At 69.9% G+C, this 20,861-nt stretch carries 19 protein-coding genes; 10 read left to right on the top strand and 9 right to left on the bottom strand.

What is annotated here, in order from left to right; genetic code table 11:
- Positions 1–290: 290 nt before the first annotated feature.
- Positions 291–1,241, bottom strand: a complete 951-nt coding sequence (locus tag ACFC09_RS14525; RefSeq protein WP_376527353.1) for an NADP-dependent oxidoreductase — start codon at positions 1,239–1,241, stop codon at positions 291–293.
- 92 nt (positions 1,242–1,333) lie between these two features.
- On the opposite strand from ACFC09_RS14525, the gene ACFC09_RS14520 reads away from it, so the two are divergent.
- A complete protein-coding gene (locus tag ACFC09_RS14520) occupies positions 1,334–1,906 on the top strand; it encodes a TetR/AcrR family transcriptional regulator (RefSeq protein WP_376527351.1) in 573 nt (190 codons plus the stop codon).
- A 163-nt stretch (positions 1,907–2,069) separates the two neighbouring features.
- On the opposite strand, the gene ACFC09_RS14515 is transcribed toward ACFC09_RS14520, so the two are convergent.
- Together ACFC09_RS14515 and ACFC09_RS14510 are read right to left on the bottom strand one after the other, a co-directional pair.
- Positions 2,070–2,690 carry a hypothetical protein gene (locus ACFC09_RS14515; protein ID WP_376527349.1) on the bottom strand — a complete coding sequence of 207 codons (621 nt, stop codon included), beginning with the start codon at positions 2,688–2,690 and terminating at the stop codon, positions 2,070–2,072.
- A gap of 805 nt (positions 2,691–3,495) precedes the next feature.
- Entirely contained in the window at positions 3,496–4,194 is a 699-nt protein-coding gene (locus ACFC09_RS14510) for a TetR family transcriptional regulator (protein ID WP_376527346.1), read from the bottom strand.
- A 450-nt stretch (positions 4,195–4,644) separates the two neighbouring features.
- Between ACFC09_RS14510 and ACFC09_RS14505 the strand changes: the two genes are divergently transcribed.
- Together ACFC09_RS14505 and ACFC09_RS14500 are read left to right on the top strand one after the other, a co-directional pair.
- Complete coding sequence (locus tag ACFC09_RS14505; RefSeq protein ID WP_376527343.1) at positions 4,645–6,492, top strand: acyl-CoA dehydrogenase; 1,848 nt, start codon at positions 4,645–4,647, stop codon at positions 6,490–6,492.
- Positions 6,493–6,887: 395 nt separating this feature from the next.
- Positions 6,888–7,109, top strand: a complete 222-nt coding sequence (locus ACFC09_RS14500) for a hypothetical protein (RefSeq protein ID WP_376527340.1) — start codon at positions 6,888–6,890, stop codon at positions 7,107–7,109.
- Positions 7,110–7,408: 299 nt separating this feature from the next.
- Here the strand turns inward: ACFC09_RS14500 and ACFC09_RS14495 are convergent, their stop codons facing one another.
- Positions 7,409–7,891 (bottom strand): winged helix-turn-helix transcriptional regulator, encoded by a 483-nt coding sequence (locus tag ACFC09_RS14495; protein ID WP_376527338.1) that lies wholly within the window; start codon positions 7,889–7,891, stop codon positions 7,409–7,411.
- Between the two features lie 107 nt (positions 7,892–7,998).
- Between ACFC09_RS14495 and ACFC09_RS14490 the strand changes: the two genes are divergently transcribed.
- The 3 genes from ACFC09_RS14490 (at position 7,999) to ACFC09_RS14480 (ending at position 10,872) form a co-directional block, all read left to right on the top strand.
- Positions 7,999–9,192 carry an MFS transporter gene (locus ACFC09_RS14490; protein WP_376527336.1) on the top strand — a complete coding sequence of 398 codons (1,194 nt, stop codon included), beginning with the start codon at positions 7,999–8,001 and terminating at the stop codon, positions 9,190–9,192.
- A 79-nt stretch (positions 9,193–9,271) separates the two neighbouring features.
- Complete coding sequence (locus tag ACFC09_RS14485; protein WP_376527333.1) at positions 9,272–9,469, top strand: GNAT family N-acetyltransferase; 198 nt, start codon at positions 9,272–9,274, stop codon at positions 9,467–9,469.
- 188 nt (positions 9,470–9,657) lie between these two features.
- Positions 9,658–10,872 (top strand): serine hydrolase domain-containing protein, encoded by a 1,215-nt coding sequence (locus ACFC09_RS14480; RefSeq protein WP_376527330.1) that lies wholly within the window; start codon positions 9,658–9,660, stop codon positions 10,870–10,872.
- A 4-nt stretch (positions 10,873–10,876) separates the two neighbouring features.
- On the opposite strand, the gene ACFC09_RS14475 is transcribed toward ACFC09_RS14480, so the two are convergent.
- Together ACFC09_RS14475 and ACFC09_RS14470 are read right to left on the bottom strand one after the other, a co-directional pair.
- On the bottom strand, positions 10,877–11,986 hold the full coding sequence (locus ACFC09_RS14475) for a lactonase family protein (RefSeq protein ID WP_376527328.1): 1,110 nt from the start codon (positions 11,984–11,986) through the stop codon (positions 10,877–10,879).
- Between the two features lie 753 nt (positions 11,987–12,739).
- The gene (locus tag ACFC09_RS14470) at positions 12,740–12,940 is read right to left on the bottom strand and encodes a hypothetical protein (RefSeq protein WP_376527325.1); all 201 of its coding nucleotides are present in this window, start codon (positions 12,938–12,940) and stop codon (positions 12,740–12,742) included.
- Between the two features lie 151 nt (positions 12,941–13,091).
- Here ACFC09_RS14470 and ACFC09_RS14465 point away from each other — a divergent pair, with 151 nt between their 5' ends.
- The gene (locus tag ACFC09_RS14465; RefSeq protein ID WP_376527323.1) at positions 13,092–13,790 is read left to right on the top strand and encodes a TetR family transcriptional regulator; all 699 of its coding nucleotides are present in this window, start codon (positions 13,092–13,094) and stop codon (positions 13,788–13,790) included.
- Positions 13,791–13,829: 39 nt separating this feature from the next.
- Here ACFC09_RS14465 and ACFC09_RS14460 read toward each other — a convergent pair whose 3' ends face one another.
- Together ACFC09_RS14460 and ACFC09_RS14455 are read right to left on the bottom strand one after the other, a co-directional pair.
- Positions 13,830–14,069, bottom strand: coding sequence for a hypothetical protein (locus tag ACFC09_RS14460; RefSeq protein ID WP_376527320.1), 240 nt, complete (start codon positions 14,067–14,069; stop codon positions 13,830–13,832).
- Positions 14,066–15,391 (bottom strand): S8 family serine peptidase, encoded by a 1,326-nt coding sequence (locus ACFC09_RS14455; protein WP_376527318.1) that lies wholly within the window; start codon positions 15,389–15,391, stop codon positions 14,066–14,068. The genes ACFC09_RS14460 and ACFC09_RS14455 overlap by 4 nt, the downstream gene beginning before the upstream one ends.
- A gap of 541 nt (positions 15,392–15,932) precedes the next feature.
- On the opposite strand from ACFC09_RS14455, the gene ACFC09_RS14450 reads away from it, so the two are divergent.
- Together ACFC09_RS14450 and ACFC09_RS14445 are read left to right on the top strand one after the other, a co-directional pair.
- Positions 15,933–16,613 carry a lasso peptide biosynthesis B2 protein gene (locus ACFC09_RS14450; protein ID WP_376527315.1) on the top strand — a complete coding sequence of 227 codons (681 nt, stop codon included), beginning with the start codon at positions 15,933–15,935 and terminating at the stop codon, positions 16,611–16,613.
- Between the two features lies 1 nt (position 16,614).
- A complete protein-coding gene (locus ACFC09_RS14445; RefSeq protein WP_376527313.1) occupies positions 16,615–18,432 on the top strand; it encodes an asparagine synthase-related protein in 1,818 nt (605 codons plus the stop codon).
- Here the strand turns inward: ACFC09_RS14445 and ACFC09_RS14440 are convergent.
- Positions 18,419–19,717 carry a hypothetical protein gene (locus ACFC09_RS14440; RefSeq protein ID WP_376527310.1) on the bottom strand — a complete coding sequence of 433 codons (1,299 nt, stop codon included), beginning with the start codon at positions 19,715–19,717 and terminating at the stop codon, positions 18,419–18,421. The two genes, ACFC09_RS14445 and ACFC09_RS14440, sit on opposite strands and share 14 nt — an antisense overlap.
- A 542-nt stretch (positions 19,718–20,259) precedes the next feature.
- On the opposite strand from ACFC09_RS14440, the gene ACFC09_RS14435 reads away from it, so the two are divergent.
- A complete protein-coding gene (locus ACFC09_RS14435; RefSeq protein WP_376527307.1) occupies positions 20,260–20,610 on the top strand; it encodes a VOC family protein in 351 nt (116 codons plus the stop codon).
- Positions 20,611–20,861: the final 251 nt, after the last annotated feature.

Raw genomic sequence — 20,861 nt, 5'->3', positions numbered from 1 at the left:
AAGTACCGACCCGTGGTCGCCGCCTGGAACCGTCCAGTGTTGGCGCGGAGAGGGGGCACGCGCCCCGCACCGACTCCATCACCGGGCAGAAATCGTGATCTGTTGTCGTTGGCAATAGTCGTTGGCAATACTCACCGCTCGGACCGGCGATGTCCATCACGACACTGATCGGGACCTTGCCTTCCGACGCCGCGCGTTCGTCGGGGGCCTCCTCCACCAGCCAGTGCCGGAACCGGGTCATGGCGGTGACGTAGGCGTCCGCCCGTGCCCAGGCCGGGCCGGCAGGGTGATCACAGGACGAGCATGAGCTTGCCGCCGGGCCGGCGGGACTGGCTGAGCCCGGCCGCTTCCTGGATCTGGTCGAGCGTGTACGTGCGGGCGACCGGTACGACCAAGATGCCTTCGCCGGCGAGCCGGGCGAAGTCGTCCATGTGGTCATAGCGGATCTCGGTGGTGATCCGGACGCCCAGTTCGGCCGCGGCGGCGAAGTCCGAGACGGTGAGGACACGGTCGGGATCCCCGGTCAGCTCGATCAAGGTCGGTAGCGAGCCGCCGGCCGGGCTGGGCTGGTCGGCGCGGTCGATCCGGCCCCCGGTCGGCGCCGTGTCCAGGGCTCGGTCGACGCGGCCTCCGGCCAGTGTGCCGACGCGTTCGGCCATGCCCTCGCCGTAGGCGGCCACCTGGGCGCCGATCTCTTCCAGGGCGGCGGCCCGGGTCGGCCCGGCGGTGGCGATCACCCGTATACCCCGGTGCAGTGCGAAGCGCACCGCCGCCTCACCCACGGTGCTACCCGCGCCGTGGACGAGCAGCAGCTCACCGGGCTGGACACCGAGGTCGTCGAGCGCGCGCCACGCCGTCTCGGCCGCCATCGGCAGCGCGGCGGCCTGCTCGTCGGTGACGCCTTCGGGGATGCGTGCCCAGGCCGGCATCAGCGCGTACTCGGCGGCGCCGGCCGTCGGGCCGTGGAAGGTGGCCGGGCCGAACACGCGGTCGCCGATCCGGACGCCGGTGACGCCCTCGCCGAGCGCGTCGACGGTGCCCGCGATCTCAAGGCCGAGCCCGCGCGGCAGCGGCGGCAGCTGGTCGGCGAGGAGACCGTCGACGATGTGCCAGTCGGCCGGCGTCAGGCCGCACGCCCGCACCTCGATCCGGATCTGACCGGGACCCGGCTCCGGCAGCGGGACGTCGCGGAGCGCGATCACGTCCGGGGAACCGAACCGGTCGAATTGCAGAGCCTTCATGACGATCTCCAAGTTGATAACAGCATCTGTTGTCATTGACTCATCGGACCCTACCAGCTGATGACAGCTTCTGTTGTCGTACCCTGGTGGGCATGCCGAGATGGGAATCCGACGCACAGGGCAGGCTTGAGCGCGCGGCGCTCGAACTGTTCGAGAAGCAGGGCTTCGAGCGCACCTCGGTCGCGCAGATCGCGGGCGCCGCCGGTCTGAAGGAGCGCTCCTTCTACCGCTACTTCCCCGACAAGCGGGAAGTCCTCTTCGCCGGTGACGAGCTGGAGGCCCACCTCGTCGCCCAGGTCGAGGCGACCGACCCGGGCCTCCCGCCGATCGAGGCGCTGCTGACCGCGCTGAGAACCGCGGAGGAGATCTTTCGCCCGCGCGAGTTCCTGCTGCGCCGCGTCAGAGTGATCGCCGCCAACCCGGCACTGGCCGAGCGCGATCTGATCAAGCTCGCCGACATCGCCGACGCGCTGGCGTCGGCGCTTGAGCGCCGCGGCGTCGAGCCCGGCAAGGCACGCTTCATCATCGACGTGGTGCTGGCGATCCACCGACGGGCAGCGTCCCGCTGGCTGGCCGACCCGGACGCCTCCCTCTCCCAGCTCATCACCCAGGCCGCCGACGAGCTGCGCGAGGCGGTCACGCTGCCCGCTCCGACGGCCCGCTGAGTCGGCCCAGGACTTTCGTAGCTGTCCGCAACGGACACGACGGTGTCCCGTCCAGGTGCGGGTAGGGGGTCTCATGGTCCGGTGTCTCGTACCGGTCGCCTTCCCGACGCGTTCCCCGACATGCCGACTCGGCCTGCGGTAGCCCGGTCGATGGGGTCGTCACTCACTGGTGTCGTGCGGTGTCGGGTTCGGGTCGGTCACGGTAGAACGCCTGCTCGAATCTGCGGAGGAAGGCCAGGTAGGCCCGGTTCTGGGCCGAGTTCAGGTGAATGCGCGCTGTCGGGTGCGATGCTGTCGCCGCCCGGAGGGCCGCCATCAGCTCCGGAGGGGGCTGGAGCCGGAGGGCGGTGAGGATCCGCCGGCAGGCGTCGACGAGCCGTTCGCCGGGTTTCTCGATGTCTTCGAGGGCCTCGGCGAGTTGGGTGGAACGCTCGCGTTCGGACCGGGCGAGCAGCCCGTGAAGCAGTTCCATCGTGGCCAGGTCGACGGGGCTCAACTCGACGACGTGCAAGCACCTTCCCTTGACGGCCCCATGGCAGGGGCCCGGCGCGACAGGAGCGTTCCCGCCGTCGTGGTCCGTCCGGCGAGTGCGGCAGGGGCATGTCGTCCAGGCCGGTGGAAGCTGCTGGGCGATCCTCCACCAGCCCTCGTACGCGGCCTCCGCCGTCCAGATCTCCTCCGGGGACAGGACCCCGGGATAGAGGGACGTCAGCTCGTGGAGCAGTTCCTCAAGCCGACGGAAACCCGCCAGGAACACCGCGTCGTTGGGGATGAGGGATTGCATTCAGAACCTTCCGTTCGATGCGGGGCCGGCCGACCTCCCCGCGGGTCGTGCGTGCGGAGGTCAGCCGCGCACGAGTTCACTTCACCGCCAGGACCGTGCGGCGGTGCCGTCAGCCACGCTCTGCCAGGACGCCGCTCGTTTCGCGGCGGTCAGGGGCGTGCGGGTAGGAGGCATAAGGCGATGGCCGGACCGGCTGCCGGACACCGTCCAGGTCGTCCGGGCCCGGGACAGGTCGCACCACGGAGGACGATCCGGGGACACGTGTGACGGTGGCCGCGTCGATGGCTGCGTCCGCGACGGTGGCCGCGCGAGCTGTCCGCCGCACCCGGCCACGGAGAGAGCCACCGGCCACTCGGGGTCCACCCCGGCACACCTGTGTCGTGCGGGCGCTCCGCGCCTGCGCCACGTAGCAGCTCGTCGGCTCGCGCCGGCACGCCCGGTTGCCCCTCCTCGATCTCCATCCCCCAACGAGTCGACGTGTGATCCGCCCCGTGAACACAACCAGCCAGGCGTTCCAGGGCCGGCGGCTCACCGGTCCACATCAAACTACGCACCGGCCATGGCCCGGAAGCAGGTGATCTTCACGGCCGGCCCAGATCATTTTACGAGGAACGTGATGAAGAAGGCATGGTGAACCGTGGCGGAGGGAGCAGACATATCAGCGCGCGCCGTGCGGCGACGGCTGTCACCGTACGTGGCTCTCGGCTCCAGGTGTGAGGCGGCCCGTCTCCGGCGGGCCTCGGCGCGCCGGCCGGACACCTCCGTCCGCGACGCATCGGGCCCGTGCCGCCTCCCCCTCAGGCCGTCAGTCGGCCGTGCCGTCCGGCACACCGGCCTTTCGCTGGTAGTCGGCGTCGGTGATGTAGCTGCTCGCCCAGTCCGACTCGGCGATCAGTGTCAGACCCCGCTGGACGTCGAATACCAGCTTGTCGAAGATCTCCTGGGTCACGACGCCGCGCACCGCCCAGACGTTCATCTTCGCGATCCGCCGAGGCAGTTCGTCGACGGTGCGGCGGCACCTCAGGTCGTATCCCGTGAAGGCCATGACCCAGTGCTCGGCCACTTCCGCCGGATCGACGTCCGCCAGCAGTTCTCCCTCCTCCGCCGCCTCGGTCAGGATCCCCGTGACCATGGGGACGTAGCCGTCCCAGAGAGCGCCGAAGGTCTCTGGGTTCTCCTGCTCCGTGACGATGCGGGCGGCGGCTCGGACCACCGGCGACATGACCGTCAGCCAGGCCAGCACGATCGACGCGTCCACGACCGCCTGCACGCGAGGTTTCCCCGGCAGCGCGGCGTCCATGCTGAAGCCCTCCCGCACGATCGCGAGGGCAATCTCCTGTTTGGTCTTGAACACATGCTGTCCCGACCCCCTGGACACACCTGCCTTGTCGAAGATCTGCTGGAGGCTCACCCCCGCGACTCCGTGGTCGGCGATCAGGCGTGCGGCCGCTTCCAGTACGAGCCGTCTCGTCCTCTTCGAACGCTCCTGGACTGGCTGTCGCACTTCTCCGCACCCTCCTGTTGTGTGTGTCCTCGTCCGCATCCGCCTCGCGGGAGCCGCCCCGGCCCGGGACGCGACAGCCACTTCATCACGTTGAGTCAGTGCGCGACCGCCGTGCAAGCGAGGCTACGTCCGCACCTTCACCGTCCCTCAGGTGATCTATCTCACACCCAAGGGTCGACTCCGTGCAAAACCATGCCTGTTGGATGATTCGCCGCCGCGCCCGAGCACCAGCAGATCATCGCACCTCCACTCCGCCGACGGCCAAGTCGGCCGGGACCGCGGTGCCGTTCCTCGAAGAACCCGCTGGTCCATCCACAAGTACGTCCTGACGACGAGGTCGTGTGCAGGAGCCCGGAAATGGATCACCGGATGGAGATCATGCTTCAAGGGCATCGGGACGTGTTAATGATCATGCTGAATCATGCGCGCTGCATGCTTTATCGTCCCCGGGTGATCACTCAGACCAGCTCTCAGCAGGACGACTCGGTTGCGGCAGAACTTAGGCAAGCACTCTTCGACGGTCAGTTCGACCAGATCCACGCGCCCTGGCGTGACCTCTTCGGCACCACCACGTTCCATCACCGTGAGTTGCCGCCGGAGGAACGCATGGCGCTCTCTTACGAGCGCCTGCGGACGGTCAACAAATCCCTCCTGGACGGTGCCGACGGCCCCGAGACCCTCGCGCGGAACCCGACGCGACTTACCGCCCTGCACGAGTGGGTCGGCCCGGTGGACCCGGGACTCGGCACGATCCTGAGCATCCACTACAACCTCTTCCTGGGCAGCCTGCTGAACGTCGAGGGCGAGCACGACCTGCGCCCCTTCCTGGACATGGACCGCACCGGCGTCTTCCTGTGCACCGAGCTGGCCCACGGCAACAGCGCCCCGCAACTGGAGACCACCGCCACCTACGACCCGGCCACCCGTGAGTTCGACCTGCACACGCCGCGGCCGGAAGCCGCGAAGTTCATGCCGAACACGAGCCCGCTCGGCGGTCCCAAGACCGCTCTGGTCGCCGCCCGCCTGATCACCGGCGACCGTGACGAAGGTGTGCACCTCTTCCTCGTACCCCTGCACGACGAGATCGGCGGAGAGTGCCTGCCGGGCGTCACCGTCGAACGCCTGCCGCAGACGGCGAGCGCCCCCGTCGACCACTGCCTGACCACCTTCACCCACGTCCGCCTGCCCTACGCGGCCATGCTGCAGGCCGACCACGGCCGGCTGACACCCGAGGGCAGCTACGCCAGCTCCATCGGCAGCCCCCGCAAGCGGTTCCTCAGCTCGGTGACCCGGGTCACCGACGGCAAACTGTGCATGCAGGCGTACCACCTCGGCACCACCCGCCACGCCCTGACGGTCGCCGTCCGGTACGCCCATGCCCGCCACACCTCCAGCGGGACCAGGGGCGGCAGCGTCCCGCTGTGGCAGCACCGCAGCCACCACGCCCCCCTCATCGACGGCCTGGCCACCGCCTACGCCTCGACATTCCTCCATCGTGCCGCGGTCCGGAAGTGGGAAGAGGCCGCCACGGCCGAGGAGCGCGACGAGGCCGAGCGGCTCGCGGCCATCACCAAGGGCTGGATCACCTGGCGCGGTCGCCAGGTGATGAGCGAGTGCCGGGAACGCTGCGGAGCCCAGGGCTTGTTCCTGGCCAACGGCATCGCGGGTCAACTCCAGGCCGGCGAGGGAGCGATCACCGCCGAAGGCGACAACAAGGTCATATGGATCAAGGCTGGCATGGAGCTGCTCCTGGGGCACTTCACCCCGAGGCCGTCCCGCTCCGGCCCGGCCGACCTCGACGACCCCGAGGCGCTGCAAGACCTGCTGGGTGACATCGAGCGCATATGGTTCGAGCGCGCCGGCGAGCGGCTCCGCCCCTCGAAGGAGACCGCCGAGCCGACGGACACCGGCGACGGCCTCCCGGCCGCCCGCGCCGGACGGCGCGGCCCCCGTCCGGGCAGCGCCCTGGACCGAACCGTCCTTCCCACCCTCGAACTGGTCGACGCCCACGCCCACTTCCTCGCGGCCGAGGGCCTGCTGACGGCTGCCCGGCAGGCCACCCACCCGGTGGCAGGTCGCCTCCTGTACGCCCTCCACCGGCTGTTCGCTCTGCGTCGCCTCGCAGCCCATTCCGGCGACCTCCTCGGGGCACGGCGGCTGGAGAGCGACCAGGTCCTGTCGTTGCCGGACACGATCGAGGACGTGCTCGACGAACTCGCGCCCCACGGCCGGCTCCTCGCCGACGCGCAAGGTGTCTCGGAGGAACTGCTCCGCAGCCACCCCATCATGGCCATCTAGCCGGAGAGCGGGCCGCACCCCGTCCTCGTGGGCGCCGCGCGCGCCGGGACCGACACGTAGGCACCTTGGAGCCGGCTTGTCGCGGCGTTGACCAGCGGCCGGCGGCGTCCCGTCACACTCGCTCGCCGAACCGACCGTACGAACCCACCCGCACCAACAGGCTCCGGTGCGCGGGCCGCCACCCGAACCGGGCGCCGGCCGCTACGCACCGGAGCTTCACCAGGTTTCTCTGCTGCGGCGCCGCACGCGCGACTGTTCAGAACCGGAGCACGAGCCGAGTGAGGTGAGGTCCTGTCCCGAGGCGCTGTCCCGCGTCGTGCCCGGCGGGGGAGGGGCGGGGTTCGCCGTTGGCGAATCGGCCTCGGGATGCGCCCTGGGCGGGTCATGGTGGCTGAATGATCGAGGACAGGCTGGAGCAGGTGTTCGCGGAGGCCGGGTGCGAGGGCAGTCTGGCTGTCCTGGACATCGGCGGTCCGGGACGGGTGGCGTTCGGAGACACCGGGTCGGTGGTCGCCGCGTCCACGTTCAAGATCGTGGCTGTCGACCACCTTCGCCGTCATTCCGGGAAGTCCGGGAGGACGGCAGACGCCACTGTCCCGACGCAATCCCCTGAGTGACGCGACGACATGAACCCGGACATGCCGGGGGAGGCGGTCCCGTGAGGAGACCGTCCCCGTTCGGTCGACAGGGCGTCGTGATCCGACTGACGGCCCGGACGGCGTCTTGGCTGCGGCGCGGGTGACTGTCCGGTCGTACGTTCGCCGGGCGGGCGGGTTGGCTCCGGCCGCTTCCAGCGTCGGGCGCGGCAGGTCAGGCCGGGCGCCGCCCGGGTCGTGGCCGAGGCCAGACTCGTAGCCCAACTGGGGCTCACCGTCGGCGAGTCGGGTGAAGAAGCGGGTCGGATCTCTGGGCAGGATCACGCGGATGGCGGGTCCGAGTTGTCGTCCTCGCCGACCTTGCGCACATGTGCCGTCGATGCCGTGACGGGTCGGCCGCTCCGGTCCAGAACGTGGAAGGGGGGTACCTCGCGTCCGCTGTCGTCGACCAGGACGGAGTGTTCCTCGTCGGCGGCGAAGGCATGGCGCTCTCCCCACTGCCGGAGCGCGACGACGACGGTGAACAACTCGCGGCCGGCGTCGGTGAGCCGATAGGTGTGGCGTTTGGCGCCGGGCGGGGTGTTCGTGGTCAGGATGCCGTGGGCGGTGAGCTTGCGGAGCCGGTCGCTGAGGATGTTCCGGGCCACGCCGAGGCGGTTGCGGAAGTCGGTGAACGACGCGGCGCCGTCCATCGCGTCCCGGACGATGAGCAGGCTCCACCGGTCGCCCACGAGATCGACGGCGCGTGCGACCGGGCAGGTGGGATCGGTCCAGCTCTGGCCGGTCGTCACCAGGTCCGCCATCGGACCACCTCCCTCTTAGGTTGCATTTCAAAACCATTATGCCCTACTCTTTGATTGGTTTCATATTGAGACCAATCACAGTTCCGACTTGTGAGGGGAGGTCGCCCATGATCAGGCGTGGCGGGCTGGTCGTTCTGGCGTCGGTGTGCGCGGTAGCGGTGTCCACGATCTACGCGATCCAGCCGGTGCTGAAGACCGCGGGCAGCGATCTCGGGCTGACCGAGGGAGCGCTGGGGTGGCTGGTCGCAGCCGGCCAATTCGGCTATCTCGCCGGGCTCGTCCTGCTGGTGCCCCTCGGGGACGTCTTCAACAGGCGCACGTTGATCGTCGGGCACCTGATGCTCACCGCGACGGGCGCGGCGATCACGGCGGTCGCGCCCGGCGGAGCGATCGCCGCGGCCGGGATGGCGATCACCGGCCTGTTCGCGGTGGTGGTGCAGATCGCCGTCGCCTATGTCGCGGCGAACTCGTCGCCGGGTGAGCGCGGTCGCAACATCGGCACGGTCACCGCGGGGGTGGTGGCCGGGATTCTGGGGATCCGCGTAGTGGGCGGCGCGCTCGGCGACGCCCTCGGGTGGCGGGCCGTCTACGCCGTCCTCGCCGTACTGTGCGTCGGGCTGGCCCTGACCGTACGTATCACCTTCCAGCCGGACGTCCGGCTCGCGAAGACCCCTTATCCGAGCGTTCTCGCCGCCGCGGGGCGGCTCGTCGTCACCGACCGGTTCTTTCTCAGCCGTGGCTTGATCGCGTTCTTCCTGTTCGCTTCCTTCGGCACCCTGTGGAGCGGGCTGGCTCTGCCGCTCGGGGCCGCGCCGTGGCAGTTCGGCACCACGACGATCGGGCTGTTCGGACTGGCCGGCCTCGTCGGCGCGGCGGGTGCCTCACGGGCGGGGCTCTGGGCCGACGCGGGGCGGGCCCAAGCCGTCACCGGCTGGTCGCTCGCGCTGCTGGCCGTCTCCTGGATCCTCACCATGCACACGACACCGACCCTCTGGATGCTCATCGCGGGTGTCGTGCTGCTCGATTTCGCCGTCCAGGCCGTGCACGTGAGCAACCAGCACCTCCTCACCGCCGCGTATCCCGAGCGCTCCAGCAGCGCCATCGGCACCTACATGGCCTTCTACTCGCTCGGCTCCGCCCTCGGCGCGGTCACCACGACCTGGGCGTACACCGCCGCGGGATGGCAGGCGTCCTGCCTGCTCGGCGCCGCCTACGCCGTCGCCGCGCTGATCGTGTGGACGCTCGCCAGGAACACCACCGCTGCCCCGTGCGCCGTACCCGCCGCGACGGAGCCGGCCTGACCGGCCAGGTCCGGCAGGAGCACCGGTTCACCGCCCAGCAACTTGCCGCCGGCCCGCACGCCGCGCGTTACCTCGTCGGGTGGGCCACGGCCGGGCCCTCATGGAGGCGCTGATCCGGGCAGCCGCCGAGAGACCGGCTCTCGTCACCCGGCTCAGCCTGAGCGTCGAGGACGGCAACCCCGCTGTGCGCCTCCACACCTCCTTCGGCTTCACCCGGATCGGGCGCAACGGGGGATCGGACACGACGGTCCTGGACGTGCGGACCCGTAGGCCGTGACGCGCGGTGCGGCCCCATACGCCGTGAGGCGCGTTGCGGACCGTACGCCGTGGCGCGTGTATCGAAGGTGTTGGACACCGAGGCGGAGGCGGTGGTCCGTGTGCGGGTCGGGTCGGGGATGTGATCGGGGATCAGTCCGGGACGAACCCTGATGTTCGGGCACGTGCCCTGCTGACAAAGTGAGGAGCATGACCTCAACGCGCATGTCACGACGGGCTTTTGCGGGCACCGCTCTCGCGGGGACGGCCGCGCTGGCCGCCACCGTGATGCTGCCCGCGCACCGTGCCGCCGCCTCGCCCGCGTCGCTCCCGCCGCCGGACCCCACCGCCCTGCAAGCGGCGATCGACGACCTTGGGCAACCGCCGTCGACGGCGGCCCAACTGACCGTCGCCGGCACGGCCGGCTCCTGGCGCGGCACCTCGGGCGTGGCCGACATCGCGACGCGGCGGCCGGTGACGCCGCAGGACAAGGTTCGGATCGGGAGCATCACCAAGGTCTTCGTCGCCACAGTGGTGCTGCAACTGGCGGCGGAGGGCCGGGTCGAGCTGGACGCGCCGGTGCGCCGTGTCCTGCCGGGGCTGCTGCCGGACCGGTTCGCGGCTGTCACCGTGGCGCACCTGCTCGATCACACCAGCGGGCTGCCCGACCACGTCGGCATCCCCGAGCCGGAGACCGCGGAGGAGGTGTTCCGCCACCGCTTCGACCACTGGACGCCGCAGGAATGGGTGGCGACGGCGACGCACGGACCGCTGAAGTTCGCCCCGGGCACCCGGCAGGAGTACCGCGGCATCAACTACGTACTGGCCGCACTGATCGTCGACAAGGTGACCGGCCGCCCGTACGGTCAGGCCGTCGCGACCCGCATCCTGCGTCCACTGGGTCTGGCGCGCACCGTCGTGCCCGGCGACGACCCACGCATCCACGGCCGGCACGTGCACGGCTATCTGGCGGTGGCCGACGGCAGCCTGCGGGACATCACCACGTACGACCAGTCGTCCAGCCGGGGCGAGGGCGACATGATCTCCACCACGAGCGACCTCGACCGGATGCTCACCGCGCTGTTCTCCGGCGAGTTGCTCCCGCCGGAGCTGCTCCAGATGATGTTCACCCTGCCACCGAACGGCATACGGATGCTGGACGGCTCTCCGGCCCGCTACAGCACCGGGCTGCAGCAGGCCGTCGTGAACGGCACCACCTTCTGGGGCAAGACCGGCGAGACGTACGGCTACAAGAACGCCGCGTTCTCCACTCGCGACCAGCAGCGCCGTTTCGTCCTCGCGTACAGCCCGACAGCCGCCCGCGGCGGCGAGGAGAGCCAACTGATCGCTCGGGTCGCCGACCTGCTCACCCGTGTTCCGACCAGCGAAGGCAGAGCGGCCGCCGTACCGTCCCTCACGGACTGATCCCTCAGTCCGGTCGGCGCACCGCCATCACCAGGGGGGCGGGCACGGAAGCCGTCCGGCCGGTCGGCTTCAACTCGCCCGTCGCGGGATCGATGCTGAACTGGACCACGTTGTTCGCCGTGCCGCTGTTCACGTAGAGCCAACGTCCGCTCGGGTCGATGGCAAAATTGGTAGGACCGCTGACACCTTGCGTGGCGTAGCCGATGACGGTGAGTTTTCCGGTCGAGCGGTCGATCCGGTAACCGGCGACGGTCTGCGAGCCGCGGTTGGACGCGTAGAGGAAGTCGCCCGACTGATGCACGGTGATCTCGGCGCCGCTGGGCGGACCGGAATAGTCGGCGGGCTCGGACGCAATGGTCTGCAAGGTCTGACCGACCGCACCTGTCACGGGGTCATAGGCGAAAGCCGTGATGGTTCCGTCGAGTTCGCCGAGCACATAGAGGGTCTGGCCGTCCCGCGCGAACGTGACGTGGCGGGGCCCCGTGCCGGGCGGGAGCGACGTCTCGCTGACGCGCTCCAGCCCACCGTCGGCGAGCCGGAAGATCTGCACCTTGTCGATGCCGAGATCGGCGGTGGCGAGGAACCGGCCCCGCGGATCGAAGACGACAGCGTGGGGATGCGCCGAGTCCTGGCGTGGCTTGGGGCCGCTGCCGGTGTTCTTCACCGCACCGCTGACGGAACCGAGCCGACCGTCCTTCCCGACGGGCAGCACGACGTACTCACCGTAGTAGTAGTTCGCCACCACCACGTGTCGTCCGTCCGGCGAGACCGCCAACTGCGCGGCCCCGCTGTCCCCCAGCGACACCCGGTTCAGGAATGTGAGTGTGCCCGTGCGCGGGTCGATCGCGAAGGCGTCGACCTGACCCACTCGTGCCGTGTCACTGCCCTGCAAGGAGTAGCAGGCGTAGAGGAACCGGCGGGAAGGGGCGACCTCTATCCAGACCGGGCTGGATCCGGCCACCTGCTGCACCGGTTCCAGCGCGCCGGTCTCCGGGTCGAGCTTGAAGACGTACAGCCCGGTCCCGTCCGGGCTGCCACCCCCGGAAGCGTTCGCGTACGAAATGACATACGCATAAGTCGACCTGTCTGCCGCGGTCGACCCACCCGTACCCATGGCCCGACCCAAGACACCGGGCAGGACCGGCAGTGCCGCTCCGGCCGCGCCGACGGCCAACACCTTACGGCGTCCGATGTGCCGCCTCGCCGAAAACATGCCTTCCAAGTCCATGATCTCCTTTCAGTCCAACTCCGACAGTGCTCCGCCCGACTCACCGCCCGCGGGGTGACACCTGTCCAGGCAGGTCCCGGCGTTCCGTCCCCTGATCCGGCACACCCGGAAGCGGCAGCGCTCGGGTGCTCGACACCGCTGCGGGACATGCCGGGTGTGCGTGATCAGGGCGCGTCATGGGGCCTCTCGGCTGCTGGGCCTGCCAACCGCTCTGAGGTCAGCTGGTGTTCGTAGGGCGTCGGCTGGTGACTTCGTCAGTGGCCGGGCGTCAGGGGGCGCGGTCACCGCGAGGACCCAGGAGCGCCGGAGGGCCCGCGAACACCGGAGGACCTGCGAACACCGGAGGGCCCGCGAACACCGGAGGACCTGCGAGCGCCAACAGGCAGGCGACTCGCACCCAGTGGCACCTGACCACTGACAGAACCAGTGTGGCCGTCGTGGCTACGCCGTCTCAATGTGCACACGACCTGCTCTGACGTGCGTGCCTTGTGCGGCAGAACCACGCCCGGGACGGCGTCGAGCCGCCCGGGACGACGCCGTCACCTCGGAGATCACCAAGCAGCCCGCCGCACCGCGCGATCTGCGCACGGGCGGCCGTCCGGCCGGCCAGGACGAATCTCCGTTCCCCACGCAGGTCGATCAGTCGTCCCCGATACGGACCTGGTCGCGTGCGGGCCATCCGAGGTCGGTGAGGCCGAGAAACGCCGCGTGCGCGGCGGCCTCCTGGGCGGAGGGATGCCAGATGAGTTCGACCCGGTTGCCGTCCGGGTCGAGGACGAACGCAATGGCCGTCTCACCCGGACCCACGTCACCTGCCGTCTGTCGCCCGTTGCCTGTCACCTGCCGTCTGTCGCGCGTTGCCCGTCGCCCGTCGCGCGTCCCCGGACGCGTCGCGACCCCCGCACGGCTGCCTCGGCGAGGTCTCAAGGCACCCCTGGGCACCCCGAGGCACCTGAAGGCATCCGGGAGGTCGGTTTCTATCATGGGCGCTGTGCTGGACAAACGAGCTGAATTCCAACGTGCCCGCCGCCCCGGTGAGATCGAGGCCCGCCGACTGGCCATCCTGGACGCCGCTCGCGGCATGCTGCTCGACCGTCCCCTGGCCGACATCAGCCTGCGCGAACTGGCCACCGAGGTCGGACTGGCCAAGTCGAACGTGCTGCGGTACTTCGAGAGCCGCGAGGCGATCTTCCTTGAGCTGCTGAACGTGTCCTGGCAGTCCTGGCTGGACGGTCTCGAAGTGCTGCTCCAGGAACCCCTGCCGACGGACGGGCGTCCCTATGCGAGGGAGGCGGCGGTCGCCACGAGAATCGCCGAGAGCCTGGTCTCCCAGCCGATGCTGTGCGAACTGCTCAGTGCGACGGCCGCCGTGCTGGAACGCAACATCTCTCTGGAATTCGCTCGCGAGTTCAAGGGGAAGGCGAAGGCGAACAACGACAGGCTGGCGGCCGTCGTGGCCGCACGGCTGCCCGGCCTCCCGCGTACGGCGGCCCAGCAGTTCGCCGCCGCCGTCCTCGTCATCCTCTCGGGCCTGTGGCCCTTCGCCAACCCGACGGACACGGTCGCCACCGTGAGCCGTGAGATGGGTTTCCCGCCGGCTGCCCAGAAGTTCTCAACCGGCCTGCGTTCGGGACTCGCCGTGCACCTCATCGGGCTGACCGCCCAGGACGGAACGCTCGGCAGCGAATAGGGTCGTTGCCGGTCCGAGACACACGTCTGCAGTGGTTCCTCACTGAACCGGTGACTCGGGCGGTGGCAGACGGATGGTGCGGTCCCTTTCGACGGCCTCCACGCCGTCGATGGCCCGCAGCAGCGGTAGCCGCTCCTCGGCGATGGTTCCGGAAGCGGTGCCGATGAGCGGCTGCTCGCTCACCACGGTGAGCCCGGCAGCCCGAGCCGCCCGGATCGTCTCGGCGAACCGCCCGGTGTCGACCGACAGAATGACGCCCACCTGCGTGGAGTCGGTCACGGGGCCTGTCCAAGCCCGGCGCCCACGTCCTGCGCGGGCTGGGCCAGCTTGTACGCGCCGGAGACGAGGCGCCTCTTGAGATCGGACGCCGTGGCGTCCGGGTTCTCCTGGGCCAGTAGCGCGACGATGCCCGCGACGTGGGGTGTGGCCATGCTGGTGCCGCTGATCGTGTTGTACGCCTGAGGCATCGGCCAGGCCGAGCGTACGTCCACCCCGGGTGCGGCAATATTGATCTCGGAACCGGCGAGGCTTTGCTCCCGGCAGGAGAACGGCGCCACGTCAAGTGCCTTGCCCACAGCCGCGACAGCCAGAATCGAGGGGCAGTTGGCCGGGTGGTTGACCGGCCCGCGCTGCATGTCGTTCCCGGCCGCCGCCACGATCAGCGCTCCCGCGGTGACGACGCGCTGTGCCAGGTTCTCGAAGACCGGCGAGAACAACTGCCCCGGACTGACCGGAGCACCGAGCGACATGGAGATCACCTTCGCGCCCTGGGATACCGCCCAGGCGATGCCCGCGAGGATCTGGCCGTCGCTGCCGCTGCCCTGATTGCTGAGCACCTTGCCGGCCAGGATCTCCGCCCCGGGAGCGACGCCGTAGCGCGGCGGCTGCCCGGGGTCCGTCGGTCCCGTCGCCGTGCCGATGCAGTGTGTACCGTGGCCGTTGCCGTCCTGCACGGACTGACCCGGCACGAAGGACGCCGTCCCGGCGATGCGCGCGGAGAGGTCGGGGTGATGGGCGTCCACTCCGGTGTCGAGCACCGCGACCTTCACGCCCTGTCCCGTGAGACGGGTCTGATTGGCCCGGACCGCTTGCAGACCCCACGTGTGGCCGGACTCGTCCCAGGCCGGCCCCAGCGAGGCGGCCAGCGCGGCCGTGGTGTGCCGCCGCAGGACGTCCTCGTCGCTGCGGTAGGTAGGGTAGTACCCGGTCATCTCTCGCACGCGGTCCGTGATCGTCGAGATGTAAACCATGCGCTCCGGCTCCGCGGCGGTGATCGCCGGCTGTTCCTGAGCCGTCGTCACCAACGCCTCGCGCTGGTCGGGTGCCACATCGACGACCGCGACGCCGAGGTCCGCGAACAGCACGGACGCCCGGGGTTCTTCGAGTATTCCGCTGATGCTCTCCGCCTCGGCCCCCTGTACCCGCTCCGCGGTAGAAATGCCGGCCCGGGAATGCAGCGCCTCCATACCGCGCTCCGCTTCCTGGGGGTCGAGAAGGACAAGATATCTCCCCGTGTACGCGTTCTCGCGCTTGACCAGGCTCTGATCGAAAGGCTCAGGGTGTTCGCCGCGCTCACGGCGGTCGAACGGTTCGTTCGTCATGGCGTCTCCGCTCCGGCCTTCCCCCCACCCGGCGAAAGAAGCGTCGAGCGCACGCCGAAACGCGTTCAGCAAACGGGTGTTGTGATGTCCGACCGTGACACATCGACGTTCCCGAGTCGCCCCTTCGGCAGTCCTTCGAGTCCTTTCTTCCACCGTCCTGCTGTCCGGGAGGGGCCGCAACTCGACTGAGTGACTGAGGTGAGTGACAGAGCTGGGCAACGCACGGGCAGGCGTGAGCGCCGACCGCGGCTGATGGACCGTCCGGTCACGTCGAACGCGGGCCGGCCGCCGCGCAGGGGTCGTGCGGCTTGTGGTCCCGCATGCACGGTGGGGCTCCTGCGGTCCCAGTTGCGGGGCACCCCGGGCGCAGTAGCCTTGAATTGACGACGCTGCCTGTTCTGGAGGTGGGCGATGTTTCTCCGACTGCTGCGACGTCGTTTGCCGCGGGGGCTTTTCCTTGTCGGCAACGGCCGTCTGATCCGGGGATTCAGCGGGGGCTTCTACGACGGTCACGGATACCAGTCCTGACACCACCCGCCAGGTGAATCGCGCCCGCCGCAGCGTTGATGCGCAGCGGGCTGACCGTGGAGGACGTGCGGTGACAGAGGATTCCGATGCGCTGGTGGCGATGGAGCGGATCCTGTCACCGCAGTGCCGTGTCACCAGGATGTCCGCAGGAGCGCTGATCGCGGACTGGAAGAGGACCCGCTTTCTGGGAATGGCGACGCCCGACATTCGTAAACTCACTGGCGGAAGCCCCGCGGAACGCGTCGAACTCGTCAGCGGCCTGATCCGCGCCGGATGCGCGACGGCCCGGCCGAAGGCGCACTCGGACGCCGAGGTCGGAGTCTGGCTGCACGGCGTGCACCTGCTGATCTCGACCTTGGGATTCGGGCGTGTCCTTCGACTCCTGCCCTTGGCGGCCCCGGACTACGCCCGAGCGGACCCCGCCTCCGAGGAGGCCGTCGCACGCCTGAAGCGAGCCGTGCAATCGCACAGCCGCGGAAGCTGGTTCGTCAACGACGACTGCAAGACCGTGGCCGTGACGGCCTTCGTCCTGCTGCGGCGGCGTGGCCTGCGGGCCGCGCTCCACGTCGGCCTGCGCGAGCACCCTTTCGCCCTGCATGCCTGGACGTCATCGGGAGGCGTGTGCATTCCTGACGCCAGTCCGCGCGGGCACGGGTTCGTACCGGTTCTGACGATCAGCGGCGGAGCGCAGTGACGTGGAAGCACTCCGCCTGGAGTGGGCCGGGGGCGTACCGAAGCTCTCGGCAGCCGAGCCCATGGGGCGGCAGGGACTCGTGACGACGGTCTCCTCACGGGCAGGTACCGCGGTGGTCGTCGGCTGGGTCGGTTCGGTCGGCGGGCGCGTGGCGGGGGCGCGCAGGCTCCTCGACGACTTCGGGCGACCGGGGGCCGCACCGCGCCTGCCGGCTGGCGACTACGCGGCCGTCCTGGTGTGCCGCGACCGCATCCTGCTGATGCGGGACGAGCAAGCACGCATCCCCCTCTTCTACCGGACGGCCGGCGGCCGGGTATGCGCGGTGAGCACCTCGGCGCGCGGCCTGGGCGGTGGAGCGGCGTGGGAACGCCGCTACTTCTGCCGGTACCTGACGGGGAACCTGACGCAACCGCACACGGAGCTGACCCCTTTCATCGGCGTACACCGGGTGCTCGGCGGCGAGGTGGTGGAGCTGTCGATCACCGGGCAGCGGCGCGGTCGGGTACGGCAGCGCTCGTCTCAGGTCGGGGTCTCGTCGCTGACGGCAGCAGGCGCACCACCCCTCAGCACAGCCGCGCGGGACCTGCGCGTCACACTGGAGAACGCCGTGGAGCGCCGCATGGGCGGCCTGACGGCATGTCATGTCTCCGGCGGTACCGACTCCACCGGCGTCGCGTTGCTCGCGGCGCGTGTCCTGATCACCGGAGGAGGCGACCCGGGAAACCTCGTCCTGCTCGCCGGGCGCTTCGGCCGCGGCGAACTGGCCGGGGAACAGCCGTACCTCGACGAGGCGATGGAGGAGATCCGCCGGCACGCGCCCACGGCCCGCCCGGTGATCGTCGATGCCGACGACGTGGCCGACTTCGACGACTTCCGGCACCACGCGGGAGACGCTGACGAACCGCACGCGCACGCGTTCCGCGCCCCCTTCTGGAGCAGGCTCCACACCGCCGCAGCAGAGCTGGGCTGTGACACCCTCCTGACGGGCTGCGGGGCGGATCCTGTCGCCGACGCCAACCCGTTCCACCTGCACCGGCTGGCCCGCACCGGGCGGTTTTGGCAGTTGACGCGGCAGGCCCGTGCCTGGGCCGCGGGCGACGAGCGGGGGCTGCGGGACGTCGTCTGCGCCTACGTGGTGCAGCCCGCGCTTCCGCTGACGGCCGAACGGATCACCGCCCTCGTCCGCCACCGAGGAACGGTGCTCGGCGACCTCGGCACCTTCGCCCGACCTCGGTGGCTGCGAGCCCGATTCGCGCGGGCTCACGGCTACCGTGAGGCCAGCGTCTCGGAAAGTCGCTTCGTGTTCGGGCGCAGGCCCGAGCAGTCCCTGTACGACGCGGCCAACTACATCGCCGCTCCCGACCCGCTGTCCTGGGGCCGCGCACGGCAGGACGGGTTCTTCCTCTCACACCCCTTCCTCGACCCGCAGGTCGTCGCCACGATGCGCCGCCTGCCCGCCGAGACCACGTTCCGGCCGGGCCGTCCCAAGGCCGTACTGCGCGAGGCCATGGCGGATCTCCTCCCGCCCCGCATCCGCGGCCGGACGTTCAAGGTCCCCTTCAACCAGCTGTACGCCCGTGGCCTGCGGGCGCACGGCGACCAACTCGTCGACCTCTGCCGGTCCGCGAAGAATCCGCTGATCACGGAGATGTTCGACGTCGAGACGCTGTGCCGGGCGGTGCGGGAGGCGCAGATCGGCATGGGGGACGCCTATTCCTGGGACCGGCTGAACAGCTCCCTCGCCCTGGTGGTGTGGCTGGAGCGGTGGGGGCGGCGTTCCCCCGCGCTCGACACGGCCGTGCCGGTCATCGCCCTTTGACGTCCCACAGGGTCCGCTCGATCGGTCCGGTCAGGACGTCGACGATGCCGTACCGGTTTTCCAGCTCACGGTCCTCCGACTCGGTGTTGATGTGGTCTTCCTCGCCCTTTCGCCTGATGGATTGGACCAGACCCGCACCGTGGACGCCGAACTCCCAGTACACCGTCACGTAACGGGGCGCTCTCGTGTGCGTGGCGATCGCGTTGTTCTCGTGCACCCTGCCGCGATAGACGACGTAGTCGACCTCCTTCTTCGTCTTCAGCCACTGGGGGATCTCGCTGCCGCTCCAGGAGTACCCGGCCAGAGCCATCTGTTCCAGACCCATCCGGTCCTTGCGCGCGAAGTTCGCGCTGGCATAGAACGCCAGCTGGTCGTACGGGGTGTCGAGCGGTAGTTGCACGACCGTCTGGGTGACGAACGTGTCACCCCCCTCGATCCAGTTCCCGGCGGGCACGAACGGCTGCGCCGCCACCAGTTCGCCGGGCTGCTGGATCTCCCTGCGGGAGAGCGGGTGCTTCTCCTGGTACGCCTCCCATTTCTTCGCGTCCTGGCGCCACTGCTCGCGCTTCCGGTCCGTCTCGCTCAGCGCCACTCGTTCCCCCATGGCGTGGAACTCCGTGCCGAGCACGTAGAAGCCCACGTCGCTCTGGTTCTCCACCTTGATGTCGATCGGCACCGCGAATGCCTTGCGGTCCTGCCTCAGCACCGGCGCCCCCACGGTCATCTTGACCACGGGCCTGGCCCCGCGCTGGTACGGCTGGTAGAGACGCTCGTAGCCGAAATTCGCCAGTGCGATGACCCCGGTGACGATCACTGCCGCGGCCACCCGCTTCGGAGCGGGGATCTCGATCGACGTCCGCCACACCGCGAAGACGGCCCAGGCGGTACCCACCGTGATCAGGCACCACAGCACCCGGTAGGCCGTGGAATCCACGTCCTTGAAGGTCAGGAGCAGCAGCATGGCGTTGGTCAGGAACGCGGCGACCGTGCCGATCAGCGCGGCCGTGCCGGAGTAGGGGATGCGGTTCCGGAGCCAGTGGTCCCAGACCGCCGCGGCGCCCAACAACGTGGTGACCGAGATCAGGAGGAGAATGGCACCGGTCATACGACCCGCGTACGTCAGGGCACCGCGGAGGTCTTCGACGCCGAGCCAGCCCAGAGGCAGACCTGTCAGAAGCAGCACCACCATGATCGCCACCATGGTGGCCGGTGACCGCCTGGTGCTCGTCGGGACCAGCAGCACCCGCAGCGTGGCACCCACACCGGACCAGCGGGAAGTCGTCACCTGGTCACCTCCCGGATTCTCTTCGGCCGGCACTGGGGCGCCGCACGGTCGCGGCGCCGTCCGGTGCCGCGACCGGACAGACGCACCAGCCCGCGGCGCCCGGCTGCGGCCCCCGCACGCCCGGCCGCGCTCGTGCGGACAGGGACTCCCACGCCGCGTTGTCGCATCACCCGAGTACATCCGGTACGCGGGCGATGCTCCGCCGTGCGGTACACCGCACCGGACGCCGCGCATCTGCCGGGGTACCTCTCCGGCCGCGACACCGGTGAGCCCCCGTCGGCGTTCCCCGGCGCGCACTTGGCGGTGACGTCGCCGGATCGTCCGAACCACGCCGCGGCTCCAGGAGATCCAGCGCTGCGGGGCGGGGGCTCGACGAGCACCATCATCCGCGGTGATCCGGCGGAATCCGTGGTGATCCGGCGGATCATCATCCGCGATGCCTCCGGACGGCCTACAGCGGCCGGCCGCGCGCACGGCTCGTCGACCTCCAGCACGCTGACGGCGATCCGCCCCCTCGGGCTCGGCTGCGTACACTGCCGGGCATGGCATGCCGTATCAGTGAGTTGGTCATCGACGCCGCCGACCCGGACGCGCTCGCCGCCTTCTGGAGCGAGGTCCTCGGCTATGTCGAACTCGGCCGGGAGGACGACGGCAGCATCGAGATCGGGCCGCCCGGCGTCGGATTCGGCGGCCCGCAGCCCACCCTCGTCCTCAGCCCCAGCAGCGACCCGCGGCCCGGGAAGCTCCGCCTGCACCTCGACGTCAACGCCACCGACCGCGACCAGGACGCGGAACTGGAACGACTGCTCGCGCTCGGCGCCCGGCGGGCCGACGTCGGCCAGACCGGTACCGAGAACTGGTACGTCCTGGCCGACCCGAACGCCTCTAACTAGCGGTTCTGGAAGATACACCAGGTCAGCGGGCATGCGGAAGCCCCCGCCATGCGCCACGGGGGAAGCACACGACAGGGGCCGGACCGACACGCTGAGCCTTGCTCGCCGTTCTCAGCGTGCCGGGGTCTACTCCTCGCGGGTCACGCGCGCGTGGTCGGTCACGACTCTCCGGAAGAGGTCATGACCCGTCCGGCCGGTGTGCCGCAGGCACCAGTCCTGCGCCGATTCCTGGTCTTTCTGCGGTCCGGAAC

The organism is Streptomyces sp. NPDC056161, from assembly GCF_042268025.1.
Lineage (GTDB): Bacteria > Actinomycetota > Actinomycetes > Streptomycetales > Streptomycetaceae > Streptomyces.
Note: the sequence above shows the minus strand (reverse complement) of the source record. Positions and strands in the feature narration are given on the sequence as shown.